The following is a 20,260-nucleotide window of genomic DNA, read 5'->3' as shown; positions in this document are numbered from 1 at the left end:
TTACTTTTCAAAGGGATTGTTGATGTAAGGGCCTTTAATAGTAATACGCATTAACTGCGTTGCCATAAATTTGGGCGTATACGGCATGTCATTTTCTAACCACCAAACAATCACCTCGAGAAAGGCAGCAGCATAAAAACGTTCAGCCATCTCACGGGGCACTGTCAGCTTTTGATCGTCAGGCTCCATAAATTGAATACCACTTGAGACAAAATTAATAATAATGTCTTTTAGGCCATCAGAAAAATAAGGGATATTTTTTTCCGTAAGATACACTTTATAAAGCTTACTATTTGATGCAATTTGCTCAAACAAACGCATAAATGTGTCGTGTGGCTGATCGTAATTAGGTAATAAATCAAACTCCTTTTTCTCTTCAAAATTTGGGTGAATACAACGAACTAATTGCTGTAAAGTTTCCATAGAGCTTTGATAAAGAAGGTCTAATTTATCGCGAAAATGTAAATAAAAAGTAGCTCGGTTTAAAGTGGCTCGTTTTGTAATATCTTGTACTGTAATTTTCTCATAGCCTTGTTCATCGATTAATTCCACCAGTGCATCTCTCAATAATTGGCGTGTTCTTATTACGCGTGGATCCATTTTTTTCGACATTTTTAAGCTCCTTGTATTAAATGATCGATTTAATCAACGTTTTAAATTAAGTTGTTGCGAAAGCGTCACATTCGCGTTCGCTGTTGTTTGCCCTTTTCAAATAGCAGGTTATAATTATATTAACGACACGGTGTCGATAATACAACTAGTTGTTAACATGTTCACGAATTGTTCATTTATAGATAAAGGAAAGGAAGTTTTAATATGGGTCGTTTAAATGGGAAAGTAGCAATTATTACAGGAGCGGCAATGGGAATGGGCGCATCAGAGGCAAAATTATTTGCTCAAGAAGGGGCAAAGGTGATTGCAACAGATGTACAAATCGAGCCATTGAACAACTTAGTTAAAGAAATTAAAGAAAACGGCGGAGAGATTATTGGTCTTCAACATAATGTGACTTCTGAAGATGAGTGGAAGGCAGTAATCGCAGAGGCTGTGAAGGCTTATGGTAAGGTGGATGTTCTTGTAAACAATGCAGGCGTTTCATCACCAAAAACAATTGCTAATATGGAAATGGATGAATGGAATAAAGTCATGGACATTAACCTTAATGGCTGTATCATCGGTATGAAATATGTCATTCCTGAAATGCAAAAAGCTGGTGGCGGCTCCATCATCAATATTTCTTCGATCGGTGGTATCGTAGGAATGGCTGGGACAAGCCCCTATACCGCAGCAAAAGGCGCACTACGCGTTCTTTCTAAATCGGCTGCGATCGAATACGGCAAAGATAAAATTCGCGTAAATTCTGTGCACCCAGGTATTATCGTTACACCAATGGTAGCACCTACCATGGAAGAGGGCGGTGCACTGCCATTCTATCAAACTTACACACAACTACCATACTTCGGTGAACCTGAAGATGTAGCGTATGGCGTAGTCTTCCTAGCATCTGACGAATCCCGCTTCATGACAGGCGCAGAGCTAGTCATCGATGGCGGCTGGACAGCAATTTAATAGAGTACAAGAAAAACTAGGCGACACGCAACGTGAGCCTAGTTTTTTTGTTGAATTAAGTGAATACCCGCGGAAGAGAGGCTAATACCCGCGGAAGCGAAGTGAATCCCCGCGGAAGAGAAGTGAATCCCCGCGGAAGCGAAGCGAATACCCGCGGAAGGGAAGTGAATACCCGCGGAAGGGAAGTGAATACCCGCGGAAGCGAGGCGAATACCCGCGGAAGGGAAGTGAATACTAGCGGAAGCGAAGTGAATCCCCGCGGGAGTAAAGCGAATACCCACGAAATCAGATCCACACGCTAGAAGTAAAATCCCATTCAAATCAACGTTGTGAACAGGCAAAAGAGCACAAACATAGTGGATAATTGTGCATATCATAGGGGGAGAAAGCGTTTTCTTCATTTATATAGAAGAAAGTCAGAACGGAAAATTTCACGATTATGTGAACGTCACGAAAAAAAATTCACAAAAACCTTAACTATTTCATATGAAATCCGTATAATAAATCAAACAGTACGAAAAATGTCCATATTTCTCGATAAATTGCGTGAATTTTTTAAATTGTATTGACGTAGGAAACGATAATTTGTACACTGTGTACATTCAATTGTTTTTTGAAGGCATACAATTAATTTGAAAAAGTTAGGATTTGATAGATATGATCGTGTGTAAATTTGGTGGAACATCTGTAGCAAGCGCAGAACAAATTCAAAAAGTGGCAAACATTGTGAAATCTAATCCGGCACGTAAGATCGTTGCCGTTTCAGCACCAGGGAAACGTTCTGGTGACGATATAAAAGTAACAGACCTATTAATACAATTAGCAAATGCAGCGTTACAACAAGAGAATACGGAAGAAAAATTGCAGACTGTTGTGGATCGATTTAGAGCGATTGCGGATGGTTTGGGGATAGATTATGCCATTTGTGACGTGATTGCGGAAGATTTACGTGAACGTGTACAAGGTGACAAAACGAACGTGGAATTATTCATCGATAGCATTAAAGCGGCAGGTGAAGATAATAACGCCAAGCTCATTGCTGCCTATTTTAACGCGATTGGTATGCCCGCACGCTATGTCAGTCCTAAAGATGGGCTAGTGGTAAATGATTTACCTGAACGAACATTTGCTTTACCAGAAGCGTATGCTAATTTAGCCCCTTTAAAAGATACAAAAGAAATTATTGTTTTCCCAGGTTTCTTCGGTTACACTAGAGCGGGCGTATTGCGAACATTTGACCGCGGTGGCTCTGATATTACAGGCTCCATCTTAGCAGCAGCTGTTGAAGCGGAGCTCTATGAAAACTTTACGGATGTGGATTGTGTGTTCTCTGCGAATCCGAAAGTCGTCAATGATCCAGTGGAAATTAAAGAAATTACGTATCGCGAAATGCGCGAATTATCATATGCAGGCTTTTCAGTGTTCCATGATGAAGCGTTAATGCCTGTCTACAAGATTGGGGTGCCAGTTAACATAAAAAATACAAATAATCCATCAGCCCCAGGTACACGTATTGTACCAAGCCGTCCTGCAACAGGTCGTCCAGTTACAGGTATCTCGGCAGACAGTGGCTTTTCAACTTTATATGTCTCTAAATATTTGATGAATCGCGAAGTAGGCTTTGGACGAAAGCTACTCCAAATTTTAGAAGATGAAAATATTTCTTATGAACACACACCATCTGGTTTAGACGATATTTCTGTCATCATGCGTTCAAATCAACTAACACCAGAAAATGAAGCACGTATTATTAGTCGTGTAAAAGAAGAGCTGCATGCAGAGTATGTAGAAATGCGTCACGGTTTTTCAATGATCGTGATTGTTGGCGAAGGGATGCGTCATAATACAGGATTAGCTGCCCGTGCTGCCACAGCGATTTCAAGAACTGGCGCAAATATTGAAATGATCAATCAAGGTTCTTCTGAAGTGAGCCTCGTGTTCGGTGTCCTTCAGGAATATGAAAACCGCATTTTACAAGCGCTTTATGAAGAATTTTTTGCGCATGCGAATGCATAATGACACAATCATCACTAATCCAAGACTTTCTAGCTTGGATTAGTGTTTTCTTTTTGCTGAGAATACGGTAAAATCGAGGGCGTACATAGTTGGGAGGGTTTTTCGTGAAGAATTTAACAATTGGTATGCTTTTTTCGATTATTGGGATACTTTTTGTCTGTTTAACGATTATGGATATTTTACCGTCGTCGACAAAAACAATGAAAATTGTTTACATAGGCATTGGTTGGGTCTTTATTATTATTGGCTCTGTGATCCGCTTTAAAAATCTGAAACAGAAGCAACAATAACGCTTTGAAAATGGAATTGTGGCAATAGGCAAAGTTATGATACAATTTCAAAGAAAATAAATAATTTGAGTATTATGAAGTTGTTATTCTGTACAAACGTTCAGAAGGTTCAAATTTTAATAAAGAATCGACAGTACAAATTCTTCTTTGTAAGAATTTGTTTTTTTATGTTCTATTCCATATTTATCGCGAGGAGGCGATCGATTGCCTATACTGACAAAGGATTGCATTCAAATTTTTGACCAATATGTGGCCCTACAAACCGATTCACCCATGAAGGTTGTATCCTCAGCCATGCATAATCCTGGCTTTGGTCATTATACCCATTTACTGAATCGAACGGTGCCTATTACCTATGATGAGCGACAGCCACATCTTGAATTACAGCAGTATTTGCAGGCACAACACTTTCCGTTAGACAACACGGTGGCGATGATGACGGCAGTCCAGGCCAAGTTTGCGACCATTCGTGACTTTACATATGAAGGTATTCAGCTTGTCGTTATGATTACTGCGGGATTAGGAAATGCGGTGGATATTACGCGGGCTTTTCATCGGGAGGAGCAGTACCATGCAGGCACCATTAATACATGGCTAGTCATTAATGGAAAACTATCTGATGAAGCGTTATTTCAAGCCATGATTTCAACAACGGAAGCCAAGGTCAAAGCGTTAATGGATGAAGGGATTACAGACCCAACAACAGGCACACAAGCTACAGGTACTTCTACTGATAGCTTGTTGATCGCTTCAACAGAAGAGGGAGACTTTCATCAATATGCTGGTCCTATTACCATGCTTGGTAAGGTCATCGGTTACGGTGTCTATGAGACAATGCGTGAGGCGATCAGCAAATACAAAAAAGATAAAGAGGAGAGGGCTTTATGATGGCTATCGTAATTGCCTGTATCATTGGGCTTTTGTTGGATTTACTCGTAGGAGACCCTCCTAAACTCCCTCATCCTGTACGCTGGATTGGACACTTGATTCAATCGCAAACGGCGCTCTGGAATAAGGGCAAATGGCGAAAGCTGCGTGGCATGGTGATGGCTCTTGCAGTCGTAGGCACGACCATGTTTGTGGTGACATTGATTTTGCTTCTTAGCTATCAGGTAAGTATTATTTTTGGCATCCTTGTAGAGGGACTTCTCATTGGGATTGGCCTCGCTCAGCGGAGCTTGAAGGAGGCTGCGATGGCTGTATATGAGCCACTTGTTAAAGGTGACTTTGCAGAGGCACGTGTCAAGCTGTCGTGGATTGTCGGTCGTGACACCGATAAGCTGGGAGAAGATGAGATTGTGCGTGGTGTAGTAGAAACGGTGTCTGAAAATACAAGCGATGGTGTGACAGCTCCACTTTTTTATGCCTTCTTATTTGGTGCAATTGGTTTATGGGGCTATAAGGCTGTCAATACATTAGATTCAATGGTTGGCTATAAAAATGACAAATACAAAGACTTTGGAATGTTCTCGGCAAAGCTCGATGATGTATTGAATTTTATTCCAAGTCGAATGACAGGCTTCCTTATTGTCCTTGGCACGAAAAATGAAACTGATCGAACGCTTGGCAAGCGGCTAAAGATTTGGGCACAGGACGCTAAAAAGCATCCAAGTCCAAACAGTGGCTATTTAGAGGCAGCGACGGCCGTTCAGCTAGGTGTGCAGCTTGGTGGGAAAAATACGTATCAGGGGGTTGTCTCTCATAGGGCTATTATGGGAGAAAAATTAGTCCCTTTGACGAAGGAACATATTGCAACATCTATTATTCATATGCGTATTGCCACAATACTCTTTACGCTTGTGATGTTAGCTGTGGAGGTGCTTATTTATGCCATTACCTAATCACGGAGCAAATCCGCACAATGTCTATCAGCAATTAGGCTTAACGATGCCAGAAGTAGTTTATGATTTTAGCGAAAATGTCAATGCTGAGGGACCACCAGCCTTTGTAGAGGCTCGTTGGCGAACACTTTATTCGCTTATTCAGCGCTACCCAGATCCTGATGGCGAGCCTTTTTTAACGAAGGTTGCTGCTTTTCATCAGGTCGCAAAGGAGACGATTTTACTAGGCAATGGGGCATCAGAGCTCTTTAGTGTAGTAGCAAGACGCTATGCGGGCAAACGTGTCATTATCGTACATCCAACTTTTTCTGAATATGAGCGAACTTTGCGGGCTGCAGGTGCGGATATTGTGCCTATTTTGGTGACTGATTTTATTCATTACACATTGCCAATGGATGTGCTCAAGCAGGAAATGGAGAAGGCGGACGCTCTTTATATTTGTACGCCAAATAATCCAACAGGGGTATTACCGAAAAAAGAAGATTTACTCGCTTTAGTGGAGCACGGAAGAAGTGTTAGCTGTGAGCTTGTGATCGACGAGGCCTTTATGGATTGGGTGGGTGAAGCGTATTCTATGATTCATCATTGCGCGCAAAATCCACATGTGATAGTGGTGCGTTCGATGACCAAAATGTATGCGATTCCAGGTTTACGACTTGGTTATTTAGTCGCGCATTCTTCCATTGTAAGCACTTTAAAGGACATGCTGCCTCATTGGAATTTAAATGCCTTTGCACTTGTGATTGGTGCAGGCTGTTTAGATGAACAGCAGTATTGTCAGCAGGCGATTGCCTATGCGACAACACAAAGAGGGCGATTACATCAGTATTTACAAGAAAACGGCTGTCAAGTAACGAACAGTGTGACGAATTATGTGTGCTTCACGTTACCACAAGGACAGCAGGCCGATCCCTTTTTCACGTATTGCCTTGGACAAGGGGTTGTCTTACGTCATACAAAAAACTTTCAAGGGTTACAGGGTGAATGGTTCCGTATAGGGATAAAAGATATTGCGGCCATGACTTCTTTACATAATTGTCTGCAAGCTTGGTTTAACGCAAATAAGGGGAGAGAAAAGTGACAACTTTTTATCTAGTAAGACATGGGGAAACACAATGGAATCAAGAGCAACGACTACAGGGCTGGCTGGACTCTCCATTAACGGAAAATGGTAGAGCAGCAGCACAAAGACTTCACAAGCAACTCCAGCCTATTCAGTTTGCAGCTGCTTATTGTAGCTCAAGTGGACGTGCAAGGGAGACGATGGACATTTTGACCACTAAGCGCAAGCTTCCGATTATTTATGAGGATGATTTACGTGAAATCTATTTAGGGGATTGGCAAGGCCAAACAATTGAAGACATTCTCGCCAATCATAAGCTTGATTATGAGCTCTATACTAATTACCCAGCACAGTTTGTTGCAACACATACGGAAAGCTTTGGTGCTGTGACAGAAAGAGCCATGTTTACATTAAAGAAAATAGCGGATCAACATCCCGATGAAACGGTTCTCATTGTCTCTCATGCAGTAACCATTAAATGTATCGTTAACGCTATTTTACAGAGAAGTATAAGTGAGCTATGGACAGCCCCATACATTCATGGAACAAGTGTGACAGTGATTGAACGACAAGAGCAACAATGGGCTGTGAAAGAAATTGGCAATCTTCATCATTTACAATAGGAGGTGTCCTGATGCCACTCATTTTTATTACAGGTGGTGTTCGTAGTGGGAAATCCCATTTTGCTGAGCGAACAGCGATTCAGCATTACCAAGCACAGCTAGGTCCCACAAAACGTTTAATTTATCTGGCTTCTGGCATCGCCTTAGATCGTGAAATGGCTAAGCGGATTGACCGACATCAGGCAGATCGGCAGGCACAACCTGTGCAGTGGCTAACGGTGGAGGCACCCTATGACATGGCAGAGGTTTTAGCAACACTCCAAGATGGGGATGTGGTGCTGTGGGACTGCGTGACAACGTGGCTAACAAATGCTTTTTATGAGGGCTTTGACAGTGGTACGCCATGTATAGAACAGCCAGGCTGTTTAGAAAACAAGCTAGTGAACATCAAACAGGCCATCCTTTCATTACTAAATAAGGATGTGACTTTTTTAGTTGTCTCCAATGAACTATTTGATGAGCCACCATATGATAGTGATGAAGTAGAGTTATACCGACGAACACTCGGCCAATGGCATCAATGGTTCGTTGCCATTGCACAGGAGGCCTATGAAATGAATTATGGTATTGTAAAGAGATGGAAATAATCAAGAAAGAAGGCAAGACGATGAAAACTGTTTGGCATAGCCTACAATTGGCATTTCAATTTTTTACGGTTTTGCCAGTACATAAAGAGCTACCGTTAACTAGGCCAACGATTACAGGGATGTTTGCCTGTTTACCTTGGATAGGAGCGTTAATGGGAACAACTGTGGCAGCAGTACTCTACGGTCTCACACAGTGGACAGCGAGCAGTGAGGTCATGCTAGCTTTTATAATCATAGCGCTTTTTGCCTTATGGACTGGTGGTTTGCATTTAGATGGCTTTATTGATATGGGTGATGCTTATTTTTCCTACCGAGATCGGGACAAGCGGGTAGAAATTTTAGACGACCCACGTGTTGGCGCTTTCGGTGTATTGTCTGTGCTGTTTTTACTAATGGGGAAATTTGTTGTCCTCCATGAGCTTTTCGTCCAACACAAATTCGCCTTATGGATGGTGCTGTTTGTACCTTTTCTCACTAGAGTTGGGATGAGCTTTTATTTTCTGTCCCTCGACTGTTCGAAAGAAAAAGGTCTCGCGTATTTTTTTAAATCCCATATTCACGCAAGTCTCTTAAAAGTGTTCATGCTGTTATCACTGGGCATAGCTCTGGCGGTTGTTGTCATTTTTACTCAATTCTCTCTGCTGCCCATTGTATTAGTTATTGTTTTAGCATTCGCACTGTTGATTTTTAGACAATTTACGCTACGTAATTTTGGTGGTGTATCAGGGGATTTACTTGGTGCATCTATTGAAGGGATGGAGGTTGTGCTATGGGTGACATTGTTACTGTGCGCTTGATTCGGCATGCGCCAACAAAGGAGAATCTAGAAAAACGCTATCTTGGTTGGACAGATGCCCCATTAGCTGATCCAACCACGCTTTCTATGGTGGATGATGCTGTAACAAACGTATATGGTAGTGATTTACGGCGCTGTCGAGAAACCGCTGCTCATTATTTTCCGAACGCAAGCTATCAAGCAGATGCTCGCTTTCGTGAGACGAACTTTGGTGCATTTGAAGGGAAAACATATGATGAATTAAAATCGAATGCTCACTATCGTGCATGGCTAGATGATCCGATTAAGACGCCACCACCACAAGGAGAGGCTTTTCATGACTTTGTGGCACGTGCTGTGGAAGGCTTTAGCCATTTACCGAAGGATGAGGATCAGTATGCTTTAGTGGTGCATGGCGGGGTCATTCGTGCCTTACTCGTGGCCTATGCCCCAACAGAACAGCCTTTTTGGTCGTATGATGTACCACATGACAAACAATTTATTTTAACGTTTACAAGAAAGGCTTGGGAGGAGGGAGCAAGATGCACGTCTTTATTGGAGGAGCCTATAACGGTAAAACCGACTATGTGATGGGCTTGTATAAAGAGCGACAGGTCGCCCTTGTCGATGGCAATCTACCAGAGATCGCACCAGCCTGTGAAGTGCTAGTGATTAGAAATTTAGAAAACTGGTTGATGACTCAAAATCTAGAGGACGATGACCAAGTGGTTCAAGCGGTACTTGCAACCTTCAGGAGGCTTGAACAGCACTGTATGCTAGCGCTCATTGTTAACGATATGGGGCGCGGTGTTGTGCCAATAGACAAACAAGCGCGACTCTTACGCGATACATGTGGTCGTTTATATCAGGCTTTATTCATTGAAGCCGAGCAAGTTGTACGTATTTGGTACGGACTTGCCGAACAGCTGAAGTGAGGTAAACATACTACAGAAAAGAGGACATGGAATGGATCGACAAAGATTAAGGAATTGGATATTGACAGCAATGGTAGCAGCCATTTGTGCAGTAGGGGCAGTTATTAAGGTGCCGGCATTTATTTCGACTGCTGCACTCGACTCGGCTCCTGCCTTTTTGGGCGTAGTCTTTTTATCCCCATTTTTTGCAGGTCTTGCTGGATTTATCGGTCATTTTATTACAGCGTTGACTGCTGGATTTCCATTAGGACCACTACATCTTATCATCGCGATCGAAATGTTCATAGTCGTGTGGATCTTTGGCGTAATGCATAGAAAAGGTCTACATGTTTGGAAATGGCCAGTGGCACTCGTATTGAATGGCATTGTGGCACCATTACCTTTTTATTTTTTAATAAGCCCCGCCTTTTTCTGGGGTGCATTAGGTAGCATTCTTATGGCAACTGTTATTAACCTAGTCATTGTTGCAGTAGTGATGCCTGTTTTATCAAAGGTCTTTTTGCGTAAGGAAGGTCGCGTTCAATGAGAAATGCTATGAAAGTGGGCACGTTTATTGTGACAATGGATAATGCGGCAGCCATTGGGGAAAAGCCACAAGATGTAGTGTCAGCATCTGACCAACTAACAGCTTACATGACAGCACGTGTGACATTTTTAGAGCAGCTTGCGGCACAGGCATTACCTTGCCAAGTTTTACTCGCTAATTTCTCTGGTGATACGGCATGGACACGTTATGAAAGAGGTATTCAACAGGTGTTTGAGGAAACTGGTATAGCCTGTCCTGCAATCGCAGGAAGTACGGAATCGAATATGCCCACGCTACAGTCAGGTGTAGCCATTACGATGCTTGGGGAAATACAACAACGTCAACCATTTGACCATGAACAGCTCAGCTGGTACACTTATGGCTTGCCGCTTGTAGGGGAAGAAGTGTTAGCGCATCCAGAAGACGTTGCACAGCTTCAGCCCATTTTTCAGGCATGGCAGGCGGAGATCGTGCAGCAAGTTTGGCCAGTCGGGTCAAAGGGGCTACAAGGCGAATTAGCGCGTCTTTTTGGACAGCAACTAGTTGAAAGTTCGCTTGATCTGACCAAATCAGCAGGTCCTTGTTCGGTCATTTTGCTTGGCATCGATCCTAAAAAAGAGCAGCAGGCACAAAATTTTTTCCAAAGAAATTTTGAAAAACTACGCAAAACTGCACCGTAATAGGGCTTGTTTCGAGCAAAAGGGCTGCCTTAAAAATCGCAAGGTACGAAACACCTATTGCAACACGAAACACAATATGTTAGATTTGTTTAGGAGTTAAAACACAATATATAGTATTTGGACAAGCGGTACCAATATGGTTTAAAAGGGAATTCGGAACAAGAGTCATCTTAAGCCGAAGCTGTCCCCGCAACTGTAAGTGCTGACAAATAATCAAGAGACCACTGTTGAAAAAACGGGAAGGTGATTATTTGGAGGAAGCATGAGCCAGGAGACCTGCCGAGATGTTCAAGACAGCAACACATTCTTCGGGGATTGAGAAGTGGAGGCGAGAGATTTGTTCACTTCTTTGTGTGCACGTCCTTCATTTCCATTTCCGATTTTACAGCGATCACGTAACCGATAGATGTTGCGTGATCGCTTTTTGTGTTGCTTGGAGAAAGAAAGGGAGCGAATGTGTACATGACAATTCAAATCGAACAGCAACTAGCTAAGTTAAAAAATAGTTATACGGAGGATGAGCTTGAAAGCTTTGTAAGGTTATCGGATCGTTGGCTACGAAAAAACGACAATGCCACATTTGAAGCATGGGCGGATGCGATGATTTTACAAACACTTAGCCTAATTGATGAGGAAGAGCCCTATTGGACATTTGTGGCTGCACACATTTATTTAGAAAAATTATACGATCAATTTGCAACGCGACGTGGGGTTTCACCAAAGGATGTTTATCAGGAATTTCCAGCTCATCTTGCGCACTACACGGAAGCGGGCTTATATCATGAAAGCTTAACAACGAAATATAGTGAGCAGGAGCTTCAACAATTAGCCAGCTATTTAGAGCCTAGTCGTGACGAGTTATTCACGTATATTGGCTTGAAGACATTAATGGATCGTTATGTTGTGCGTGATTATACAAAAACACCTGTAGAGCTCCCACAAGAGCGTTGGATGGTCATTGCCCTGACATTAATGCAAGATGAAACAGAAAATCGTCTAGAAAAAGTGCGAGAAGCTTACTGGGCGATGAGTAATTTATATATGACTGTTGCAACACCGACACTATCAAATGCTGGTAAGACACATGGTCAGCTTTCAAGTTGCTTCATCGATACAGTGGATGACAGCCTACAAAGCATTTACGATACGAATACGGATGTCGCAACATTGTCTAAATATGGTGGTGGTATAGGCGTTTACATGGGCAAAATTCGTAGCCGTGGCTCGTCCATTAAAGGCTTCAAAGGTGCATCAAGTGGTGTGCTACCGTGGATTAAGCAGCTCAATAATACGGCTGTCTCTGTCGATCAGCTAGGGCAACGTCAAGGAGCCATCGCGGTTTATCTTGATGTGTGGCATAAGGATGTCTTTACGTTTTTAGATTTACGCTTAAACAATGGTGATGAACGACTACGTGCCCATGATATTTTCACAGGGCTATGCTTACCAGATCTATTTATGGAAACAGTAGAAGCCCGTGGAGAATGGCACTTATTTGATCCACATGAAGTACGTGAAGTGATGGGCTTCTCTTTAGAGGATTTCTACGATGAAACAAAGGGCAATGGCTCCTTCCGCACGAAATATGCAGCATGTATTGCTAATCCATTATTAAGCCGTGAAGTAGTACCAGCCATCGATATTATGAAGCGTATTATGCGCTCACAACTCGAAACTGGCGTTCCATTCATGTTTTACCGAGATGAAGTGAACCGCATGAATCCGAATAAGCATGAAGGAATGATTTATAGTTCGAATTTGTGTACAGAAATATTCCAGAATATGTCTGCTACAGAGTTTGAATCCATTACATTAGAAGACGATGTTATCGTGACTCGTCGCAAGCCTGGAGATTTTGTGGTTTGTAACTTGTCCTCTATTAATCTAGGAAGAGCCGTGCCTGCTAATGTCTTAGAGCGGTTAATTCCGATTCAGGTACGTATGCTTGATAATGTTATTGCGTTAAATACTATCCCTGTGAAACAAGCAGAGCGTACGAACCTACGCTACCGTGGTATTGGACTTGGCACATTTGGCTGGCATCATTTATTAGCCTTAAAGGAAATTCAGTGGGAATCAGATGAAGCTGTAGAATTTGCGGACAAGCTTTATGAGGACATCGCCTACCTAACAATTCGTGCCTCTAACGCTTTAGCAAGCGAAAAAGGAGCGTATCCATTATTCGAGGGCTCTGATTGGCAAACAGGTGCCTATTTTGAAAAGCGCGGCTATGACAGCGACAAATGGAATGCTTTACGTGAGGCAGTGGCGAAAGAGGGAATGCGAAATGGCTATGTTATGGCAGTAGCCCCTAACTCATCGACATCGATTCTAGCAGGAAGTACGGCGTCAATTGATCCGATTTTCCAAAAGAGCTACTCAGAAGAGAAGAAGGATTACAAAATTCCTGTAACGGTACCAGATTTATCACCCGTAACGACTTGGTACTATAAATCAGCTTATTTCATCGATCAAAATTGGACAATCAAACAAAATGCAGCCCGTGCTCGCCACATTGACCAAGGCATTTCACTGAATTTATATGTTCAAAATACGATTAAAGCGAAGGATTTACTGGCACTGCATATGAATGCTTGGGCAAGTGGTGTGAAAACGACCTATTATGTACGCTCCACATCAGTAGAATTATTAGAATGTGAGTCTTGTGCAAGCTAGGAGGAAAAAACAATGACAACGATTACGAAACGACAAATTATGGATAAGGAAGCACCTAACCGTTCTACAGGTATCGTTAATGGGCGCTCCTCCAATATTTTAAACTGGGATGATGTCCGCTTTAGCTGGGCGTACCCTAAATATAAAAAAATGCTAGGAAACTTCTGGACACCATTTGAAATTAATATGAGCAATGATGTTAAGCATTTCCCTGAGCTGACGAAAGATGAACAAGAATCATTTTTAAAAATTATCGGTTTATTAGCGCTATTAGATAGTGTGCAAACTGATTTTGCAGGCAAGGTAGCCGATTATTTAACAGATTCTAGTTTAAATGCGTTAATGATTATCTTAGCGCAGCAAGAGGTTATTCATAATCATTCCTATTCGTATGTGCTTTCCAGTATCGTCAACAAGGATGAGCAGGATCGTACCTTTGATTTTTGGCGTACAGAGCCCGTTCTAGAACGACGCAATGATTTTGTTATAAAAGGCTACCAGGCTTTCTCAGAGGAGCCGACTGTCGAAAATATGCTTGAGGCCATTATTTATGATGTCATTTTAGAGGGCTTATTCTTCTATTCGGGCTTTGCCTTCTTCTATCATTTAGCACGCAATCAAAAAATGGTCGCTACGTCTACAATGATCAATTATATTAATCGTGACGAGCAGCTCCATGTCGATTTATTTGTGAAAATTTATCAAGAACTATTAGAGGAATATCCAGAATACGATACACCTGAACGTCAGGCTCGTGTTCAGGAAATCTTCCGCGAAGCCGTTCAACTAGAAATCGATTGGGCCAATGAAGTCATCGGCGATAAAATTGAAGGCCTTGATGTTGAGGACGTCCATAATTATGTCCACTTCTATGCCAATGTTCGCTGTAATCAGCTTGGCGTAGACCGTCCATTCGAGGGCTATCGTAAAAACCCATTAAAATGGATTAAAGCCTATGAAGATGTAGACCTTGGCAAAACCGACTTCTTCGAGCAACGCTCCCGCCAATATGTCAAAGTCAACGTCGAAGATAACGGCTTTGATGATTTGTAATCATCGTGTCACACCACCCCCATGCCCACTTGCATGGGGGTGTTTTACTTGGGTGGAATCGCTACGAGGTTGAGAAGTGTTCGCTCGATATTGGTTGATTGGCTCGGTGGAAGGGTGGCCTCCTCTTTGAAGAGAGTAGCCTACATGAAAGGTGGGGACTCCGCTCGAAAGTGTGAAGCAACCGCTCAAAGGAAAAGTGAATCCGCTCGAAAATAGTGTAAACCCGCTCAAAGGAAGGGTGAACCCGCTCGAAAGAGAGAGCAACCCGCTCAAAGGAAGGGTAAACCCGCTCGAAAGAGAGAGGAAGCCGCTCAAAGAAAGGGTGAATCCGCTCATAAGTGAGAGGAAACCGCTCAAAGGAAGGGTAAATCCGCTCGAAAGAGAGAGGCCACCGCTCAAAGGAAGGGTAAATCCGCTCGAAAGAGAGGGAAGCGCTCAAAGGAAGGGTGAACCCGCTTGAAAGTGAGAAGCAACCGCTCAAAAAAGGGTTGTCCCCGCTCGAAAATGAGAGGAAACCGCTCAAAGGAAGGATGAACCCGCTCGAAAGTGAGAAGCAACCGCTCATAAAAGGGTTGTCCCCGCTCGAAAATGAGAGGAAACTGCTCAAAGGAAGGGTGAACCCGCTCATAAGTGAGAGGAAACCGCTCAAAGGAAGGGTAAACCCGCTCGAAAGTGAAAGGCCCCCGCTCAAAGAAAGGGTGACTCCGCTCATAAGTGAGAAGCAACCGCTCAAAGGAAGGGTGAACCCGCTCATAAGAGAGAAGAAACTGCTCAAAGAAAGGGTAACCCCGCTCATAAGTGAGAAGCAACCGCTCAAAGGAAGGGTAACCCCGCTCAAAATGTGAAGCAACCGCTCATAAAAGGGTTGTCCCCGCTCGAAAATGAGAGGAAACCGCTCAAAGAAAGGATGAACCCGCTCGAAAGAGAGAGGAAACCGCTCAAAGGAAGGGTAACCCCGCTCAAAAAAGGGTTGTCCCCGCTCGAAAATGAGAGGAAGCCGCTCAAAGGAAGGGTGAATCTGATCAAAGGAAGGGTGAATCTGCTCAAAGGAAGGGTAACCCCGCTCAAAAATGTGAAGCAACCGCTCATAAAAGGGTTGTCCCCGCTCGAAAATGAGAGGAAACCGCTCAAAGAAAGGATGAACCCGCTCGAAAGAGAGAGGAAACCGCTCAAAGGAAGGGTAACCCCGCTCAAAAAAGGGTTGTCCCCGCTCGAAAATGAGAGGAAGCCGCTCAAAGGAAGGGTGAATCTGCTCAAAGGAAGGGTAACCCCGCTCAAAAATGAGAAGCAACCGCTCAAAAAAGGGTTGTCCCCGCTCGAAAATGAGAAGCAACCGCTCAAAGGAAGGGTGAACCAGCTCGAAAGTGTGAAGCAACCGCTCAAAGAAAGGGTGACTCCGCTCGAAAGAAAGAGGAAACCGCTCAAAGAAAGGGTAACCCCGCTCGAAAATGAGAGGAAGCCGCTCAAAGAAAGGGTGAACCCGCTCGAAAGAAAGAGGAAACCGCTCAAAGGAAGGGTGAATCTGCTCAAAGGAAGGGTAACCCCGCTCAAAAATGTGAAGCAACCGCTCAAAAAAGGGTTGTCCCCGCTCGAAAATGAGAAGCAACCGCTCAAAGGAAGGGTGAACCAGCTCGAAAGTGTGAAGCAACCGCTCAAAAAAGGGTTGTCCCCGCTCGAAAATGAGAGGAAACCGCTCAAAGAAAGGATGAACCCGCTCGAAAGAAAGAGGAAACCGCTCGAAAGAAAGAGGAAACCGCTCAAAGAAAGGGTGACTCCGCTCATAAGTGAGAGGTCCGCGCTCAAAGGAAGGGTAACCCCGCTCAAAAATGTGAAGCAGCCGCTCAAAGAAAGGAGGAATCCGCTCAAAGCGAGAGAACCCCGCTCATCAAAGGCTTGACTCCGCCCGAAAGTGAATGGCCCCAGCTCAAAAGTCAGAACCCACTCATCCATTCCGACGAGTCCAGAATATTACGTGACTCGAAAAATTATTGCCAAATGGGAATGATTTTCAGTTATAATGAGGAACGAATGGGATTTAAAAAGAACGGAGACGAAGGTATGCAGGCAGTTAAACAGTTAGGGCAGTATTTGGGGCCCTATAAATTTTTCACGTTGATTGCACCTCTTTTGATGGTGTTGGAGGTGACGATGGATTTAATTCAGCCGACCATTATGCAGCATATGATTGATACGGGGATTGTCCAAGGTGATCATCAGTATGTATTGAATATGTTTGTGTTAATGCTCGGCAGTGCAGTATTTGGGCTTGTTGGTGGGGTTGGTTGCTCCTACTATAGCTCGAAGGCGGCGATTCATTTTGCGTCGGATGTTCGGCAGGCTCTGTATGAGAAGATGATGACGTATTCGGCTAAGGAGCGAGATGCGTTTACGACAGGGAAGCTTATCACTATTTTAACGAGTGATGTGGAAAGTATGCAGCGGGCGTTTATGATGACGCTGCGTATTTTTGTGCGAGGGCCGCTGTTGTTTATTGGGGCAGTCATTATTGTGTTTGTAACTGCGCGGGAGCTTTTTTCCATCCTCCTTATTATTGTGCCATTGCTGATTATTGCCATGTATTTTTTCACAAAGTATTCGGGCGTGCTATATCGTCGTGTGCAGGAGGCTATTGATGCGGTCAATACAAAGCTGCAGGAAAATTTGGCTGGTATCCGGGTGGTCAAAGCCTTTCGCCGTGAGACGCAACAGGTGGCGCAGTTTGGTGATTTAAATCATACGCTAACGAAACGATTTATTACCGCTGAGCAAATTGTTGGGGTACTGGTGCCCTTTACGATGTTCGTTGTCAATCTGGGAATCGTTGCAGCGCTTTGGCTTGGCGCAATCAAGGTAGAAGCAGGTACTGTACAAGTTGGGGTTATTCTCGCTTTTATTAACTATTTAACGATTATTTTAAATGGGCTGATGTCCTCAAGTATGGTACTCATGCAAATTGCGCGAGCATTGCCATCTGGAGAACGGATTGTCGATGTGTTAAACAAAGACATTGCTGTTAAGGAAGCACAACAGCCGCTGACAGACCCCATTAAAGGAGCGATTGACTTTGATCATGTAAGCTATCGTTACTATGAGACAGCAGAGGATGTCCTTAAAAACATTTCGTTTTCTGTTAAGCCGGGGCAAACGGTAGGAATTATTGGGAAAACAGGTAGTGGTAAATCAACACTGGTAAAGCTGTTGCCTCGCTTGTTTGATCCAACAGCTGGGGAAATTCGCTTAGATGGTAAACCACTAAAAGCCTACTCCTTATCAACGCTACGAGAGCATATTGGCTTTACCTCACAAAAAGCCCTGCTGTTTTCAGGTTCGATTGAGAAAAATATACGACTCGGCAAGGACGATGCGACTGCGGAGGAGATTCAACAGGCCTTAGAGGCGGCGTGTGCCAGTGAGTTTGTGGAGCGTCTTGATCAAGGCTTAGCCCATGAATTGTCACAGGGGGCTACGAATTTATCAGGGGGGCAAAAGCAGCGCCTTGCTTTAAGTCGTGCGTTCATTCGCAAGCCTGCCATTTTAGTGCTTGATGATACAACCTCTGCGCTCGATAGTGCTTCAGAGCAACATGTTCAGCAGGCAATTGCCACACAGTATCAAGATACAACGACGATCATTGTGGCTTCGAAAATTGCCTCTATTCAGCAAGCAGATGTCATTTTGGTTCTAGAGGATGGCGGCATTGTTGGGCAAGGAACCCATCAGCAACTACTACAATCAAATACACATTATCAAGCAATTTACGCGTCACAGCAAAAGGCTGGTGAACAAGGATGAGTCAAAGTCAACCAAAGCAAATGAATTTTGGACGTGGTCCACGCATGGGAGCGCCAGCTGAGAAAGCAAAAAATCAAAAAGCAACACTAGCACGAGTATGGCACTATGTAAAACAGCAAAAATTAGGGCTGTTTTTATCCATCTTCTTTGTCATGGCTTCTACATTTTTAAGTCTTGCAGGACCTTACATGATTGGCCATATTATTGATGACTATATTATAAAAAAGGATATTGATGGAACGATTCGTCTTGGCATCGTGTTGGCTGTCATATTTACGGTTGCGTCTATTCTGACATGGCTACAAACGTATGTCATGATTCAAGTGGCCATGAAAACCATTCGGACATTACGTCTGGACCTATTTCAAAAGCTTCAAACGCTGACATTACGATTTTTTGATCAACGTGCGCTTGGCGACTTAATGAGCCGTGTCACAAATGATATTGATAATTTAAACACGGCACTGGCTCAAAGTGTGACACAAATCGTATCATCCATCTTAACGGTGATTGGTGTGAGTATCGCTATGTTCACATTAAGCTGGCAATTAGCGATCGTGACATTAATTATTATTCCGCTAATTGTTTTCACGACCAAGCAGATTATTAAACGCAGTAGTAAAAACTATGCAGCACGTCAGCGAGATCTTGGTAAGCTCAACGGCTATATCGAGGAAATGATTACAGGAGCAGAGGTGCTCACGCTTTTTGGTAAGGAGCAGCAAACAATTGACACCTTCCATCAGCAAAATGAAAACCTACGAAACTCAGCCCAGCGAGCAGAAATTACCTCGGGCTTACTTGGACCTATTAATAACTTTATGAATAATTTAGGCTTAGCTGTCGTCATTGGAACAGGAGCCTTCTTAGCTGTAAAAGGTGTTGTGACGGTTGGCATCATTGCAGCGTTTGTTACTTATACAAGGCAATTTTTCCGTCCGCTGAATCAGTTATCCAATCTATTAAATACTTTTCAATCTGCCATTGCTGGAGCAGAGCGTGTCTTTGAGATTATGGATGAACCATCAGAAGTAAGTGATGTACCAAATGCTATCGAGGCGTCGTCGTTAAAAGGAGATGTTGTTTTCAAGCAAGTGTCATTTAGCTACGTGCCAGATAAGCCTGTTCTAAAAAACATTCACTTCCATGCGAAGGCAGGGGAGACGATCGCGCTTGTTGGTCCAACAGGCTCTGGAAAAACAACGATTATCAACTTACTGACGCGTTTTTATGACGTGGATCAAGGTGAAATTCTGATTGATGGGCACAATATCGAGCACTATCAAATGGCGGGCATTCGTCAAAGAGTCGGTGTCGTCTTACAGGACACATATTTGTTCTCCGGCACCATCCGAGAAAACATTCGCTTTGGGAAGCTCGATGCGACAGATGAAGAAGTCGTCGAAGCGGCGAAAATCGCCAATGCCCATCATTTTATTAAATATTTACCAGCACAGTACGATACTCCAGTCCAGGCAGGCGGTGCTAATTTAAGTCAGGGACAACGACAGTTAATTGCGATCGCTCGGGCTATTTTAGAAAATGCTGATATTTTAATTTTGGATGAAGCGACATCGAGTGTGGATACACAAACGGAGGTCGATATTCAAAAGGGCTTACAGCATTTAATGCGGGGCCGCACAAGCTTTGTTATAGCGCACCGTTTAAAAACAATCGAGAATGCGGATCAAATACTCGTAATTCAGCAGGGTGAAATTGTCGAGCAAGGCAGTCACCATGAGCTCATGCAACAACAGGGGATTTATCGTCATCTACAGCAAAAGCTATTGTTAGAGCAGGTAGAATAGGGAATAATAGAGATATTCTTTCTGAA

The 20,260-nt window shown here is 43.3% G+C and carries 21 protein-coding genes and 1 riboswitch; of the genes, 20 read left to right on the top strand and 1 reads right to left on the bottom strand.

Annotated features, from left to right (window positions below):
* Positions 1 to 612, bottom strand: coding sequence for a TetR/AcrR family transcriptional regulator (locus SJW71_RS14435; protein ID WP_274796808.1), 612 nt, complete (start codon positions 610 to 612; stop codon positions 1 to 3).
* Positions 613 to 816: 204 nt separating this feature from the next.
* Here SJW71_RS14435 and SJW71_RS14430 point away from each other — a divergent pair, with 204 nt between their 5' ends.
* The 20 genes from SJW71_RS14430 (at position 817) to SJW71_RS14335 (ending at position 20,234) form a co-directional block, all read left to right on the top strand.
* Entirely contained in the window at positions 817 to 1,569 is a 753-nt protein-coding gene (locus tag SJW71_RS14430) for a glucose 1-dehydrogenase (protein ID WP_274796809.1), read from the top strand.
* Between the two features lie 657 nt (positions 1,570 to 2,226).
* On the top strand, positions 2,227 to 3,585 hold the full coding sequence (locus SJW71_RS14425) for an aspartate kinase (protein WP_274796810.1): 1,359 nt from the start codon (positions 2,227 to 2,229) through the stop codon (positions 3,583 to 3,585).
* A 104-nt stretch (positions 3,586 to 3,689) separates the two neighbouring features.
* A complete protein-coding gene (locus tag SJW71_RS14420; protein WP_016994978.1) occupies positions 3,690 to 3,875 on the top strand; it encodes a hypothetical protein in 186 nt (61 codons plus the stop codon).
* Positions 3,876 to 4,079: 204 nt separating this feature from the next.
* Entirely contained in the window at positions 4,080 to 4,763 is a 684-nt protein-coding gene (locus tag SJW71_RS14415) for an adenosylcobinamide amidohydrolase (RefSeq protein ID WP_274796811.1), read from the top strand.
* Complete coding sequence (cbiB, locus tag SJW71_RS14410; RefSeq protein ID WP_312506259.1) at positions 4,760 to 5,716, top strand: adenosylcobinamide-phosphate synthase CbiB; 957 nt, start codon at positions 4,760 to 4,762, stop codon at positions 5,714 to 5,716. The genes SJW71_RS14415 and cbiB overlap by 4 nt, the downstream gene beginning before the upstream one ends.
* Entirely contained in the window at positions 5,703 to 6,797 is a 1,095-nt protein-coding gene (locus tag SJW71_RS14405) for a pyridoxal phosphate-dependent aminotransferase (protein ID WP_431811081.1), read from the top strand. Before cbiB ends, SJW71_RS14405 begins: the two co-directional genes overlap by 14 nt.
* On the top strand, positions 6,794 to 7,402 hold the full coding sequence (locus SJW71_RS14400; protein WP_274796814.1) for a histidine phosphatase family protein: 609 nt from the start codon (positions 6,794 to 6,796) through the stop codon (positions 7,400 to 7,402). The genes SJW71_RS14405 and SJW71_RS14400 overlap by 4 nt, the downstream gene beginning before the upstream one ends.
* An 11-nt stretch (positions 7,403 to 7,413) precedes the next feature.
* The gene (locus SJW71_RS14395) at positions 7,414 to 7,989 is read left to right on the top strand and encodes a bifunctional adenosylcobinamide kinase/adenosylcobinamide-phosphate guanylyltransferase (RefSeq protein WP_431811080.1); all 576 of its coding nucleotides are present in this window, start codon (positions 7,414 to 7,416) and stop codon (positions 7,987 to 7,989) included.
* A 20-nt stretch (positions 7,990 to 8,009) separates the two neighbouring features.
* Positions 8,010 to 8,786 carry an adenosylcobinamide-GDP ribazoletransferase gene (gene cobS, locus SJW71_RS14390; RefSeq protein ID WP_431811079.1) on the top strand — a complete coding sequence of 259 codons (777 nt, stop codon included), beginning with the start codon at positions 8,010 to 8,012 and terminating at the stop codon, positions 8,784 to 8,786.
* Positions 8,759 to 9,355, top strand: a complete 597-nt coding sequence (locus SJW71_RS14385; RefSeq protein ID WP_431811078.1) for a histidine phosphatase family protein — start codon at positions 8,759 to 8,761, stop codon at positions 9,353 to 9,355. The genes cobS and SJW71_RS14385 overlap by 28 nt, the downstream gene beginning before the upstream one ends.
* On the top strand, positions 9,307 to 9,699 hold the full coding sequence (locus SJW71_RS14380; RefSeq protein WP_274796818.1) for a bifunctional adenosylcobinamide kinase/adenosylcobinamide-phosphate guanylyltransferase: 393 nt from the start codon (positions 9,307 to 9,309) through the stop codon (positions 9,697 to 9,699). Before SJW71_RS14385 ends, SJW71_RS14380 begins: the two co-directional genes overlap by 49 nt.
* Before the next feature lie 31 nt (positions 9,700 to 9,730).
* Entirely contained in the window at positions 9,731 to 10,225 is a 495-nt protein-coding gene (locus tag SJW71_RS14375) for an ECF transporter S component (RefSeq protein WP_313471548.1), read from the top strand.
* On the top strand, positions 10,222 to 10,905 hold the full coding sequence (locus tag SJW71_RS14370; RefSeq protein WP_431811077.1) for a hypothetical protein: 684 nt from the start codon (positions 10,222 to 10,224) through the stop codon (positions 10,903 to 10,905). Before SJW71_RS14375 ends, SJW71_RS14370 begins: the two co-directional genes overlap by 4 nt.
* Before the next feature lie 109 nt (positions 10,906 to 11,014).
* A riboswitch (cobalamin riboswitch) is annotated at positions 11,015 to 11,204 on the top strand.
* 163 nt (positions 11,205 to 11,367) lie between these two features.
* On the top strand, positions 11,368 to 13,581 hold the full coding sequence (locus SJW71_RS14365; RefSeq protein ID WP_431811076.1) for a ribonucleoside-diphosphate reductase subunit alpha: 2,214 nt from the start codon (positions 11,368 to 11,370) through the stop codon (positions 13,579 to 13,581).
* Positions 13,582 to 13,593: 12 nt separating this feature from the next.
* Positions 13,594 to 14,634, top strand: coding sequence for a ribonucleotide-diphosphate reductase subunit beta (locus tag SJW71_RS14360; RefSeq protein ID WP_431811075.1), 1,041 nt, complete (start codon positions 13,594 to 13,596; stop codon positions 14,632 to 14,634).
* 151 nt (positions 14,635 to 14,785) lie between these two features.
* Positions 14,786 to 15,094, top strand: a complete 309-nt coding sequence (locus tag SJW71_RS14355; protein WP_431811074.1) for a hypothetical protein — start codon at positions 14,786 to 14,788, stop codon at positions 15,092 to 15,094.
* A complete protein-coding gene (locus SJW71_RS14350; RefSeq protein ID WP_431811073.1) occupies positions 15,081 to 15,479 on the top strand; it encodes a hypothetical protein in 399 nt (132 codons plus the stop codon). The genes SJW71_RS14355 and SJW71_RS14350 overlap by 14 nt, the downstream gene beginning before the upstream one ends.
* Positions 15,476 to 16,531, top strand: coding sequence for a hypothetical protein (locus tag SJW71_RS14345; RefSeq protein WP_431811072.1), 1,056 nt, complete (start codon positions 15,476 to 15,478; stop codon positions 16,529 to 16,531). The genes SJW71_RS14350 and SJW71_RS14345 overlap by 4 nt, the downstream gene beginning before the upstream one ends.
* Positions 16,532 to 16,692: 161 nt before the next feature.
* A complete protein-coding gene (locus tag SJW71_RS14340) occupies positions 16,693 to 18,426 on the top strand; it encodes an ABC transporter ATP-binding protein (RefSeq protein ID WP_431812213.1) in 1,734 nt (577 codons plus the stop codon).
* A complete protein-coding gene (locus tag SJW71_RS14335) occupies positions 18,423 to 20,234 on the top strand; it encodes an ABC transporter ATP-binding protein (protein ID WP_312506239.1) in 1,812 nt (603 codons plus the stop codon). Before SJW71_RS14340 ends, SJW71_RS14335 begins: the two co-directional genes overlap by 4 nt.
* Positions 20,235 to 20,260 lie beyond the last annotated feature (26 nt).

Source organism: Lysinibacillus sp. FW12, assembly GCF_050817245.1.
Taxonomy (GTDB): domain Bacteria; phylum Bacillota; class Bacilli; order Bacillales_A; family Planococcaceae; genus Lysinibacillus; species Lysinibacillus irui.
This window is presented reverse-complemented; position numbering and strand designations above follow the sequence as displayed.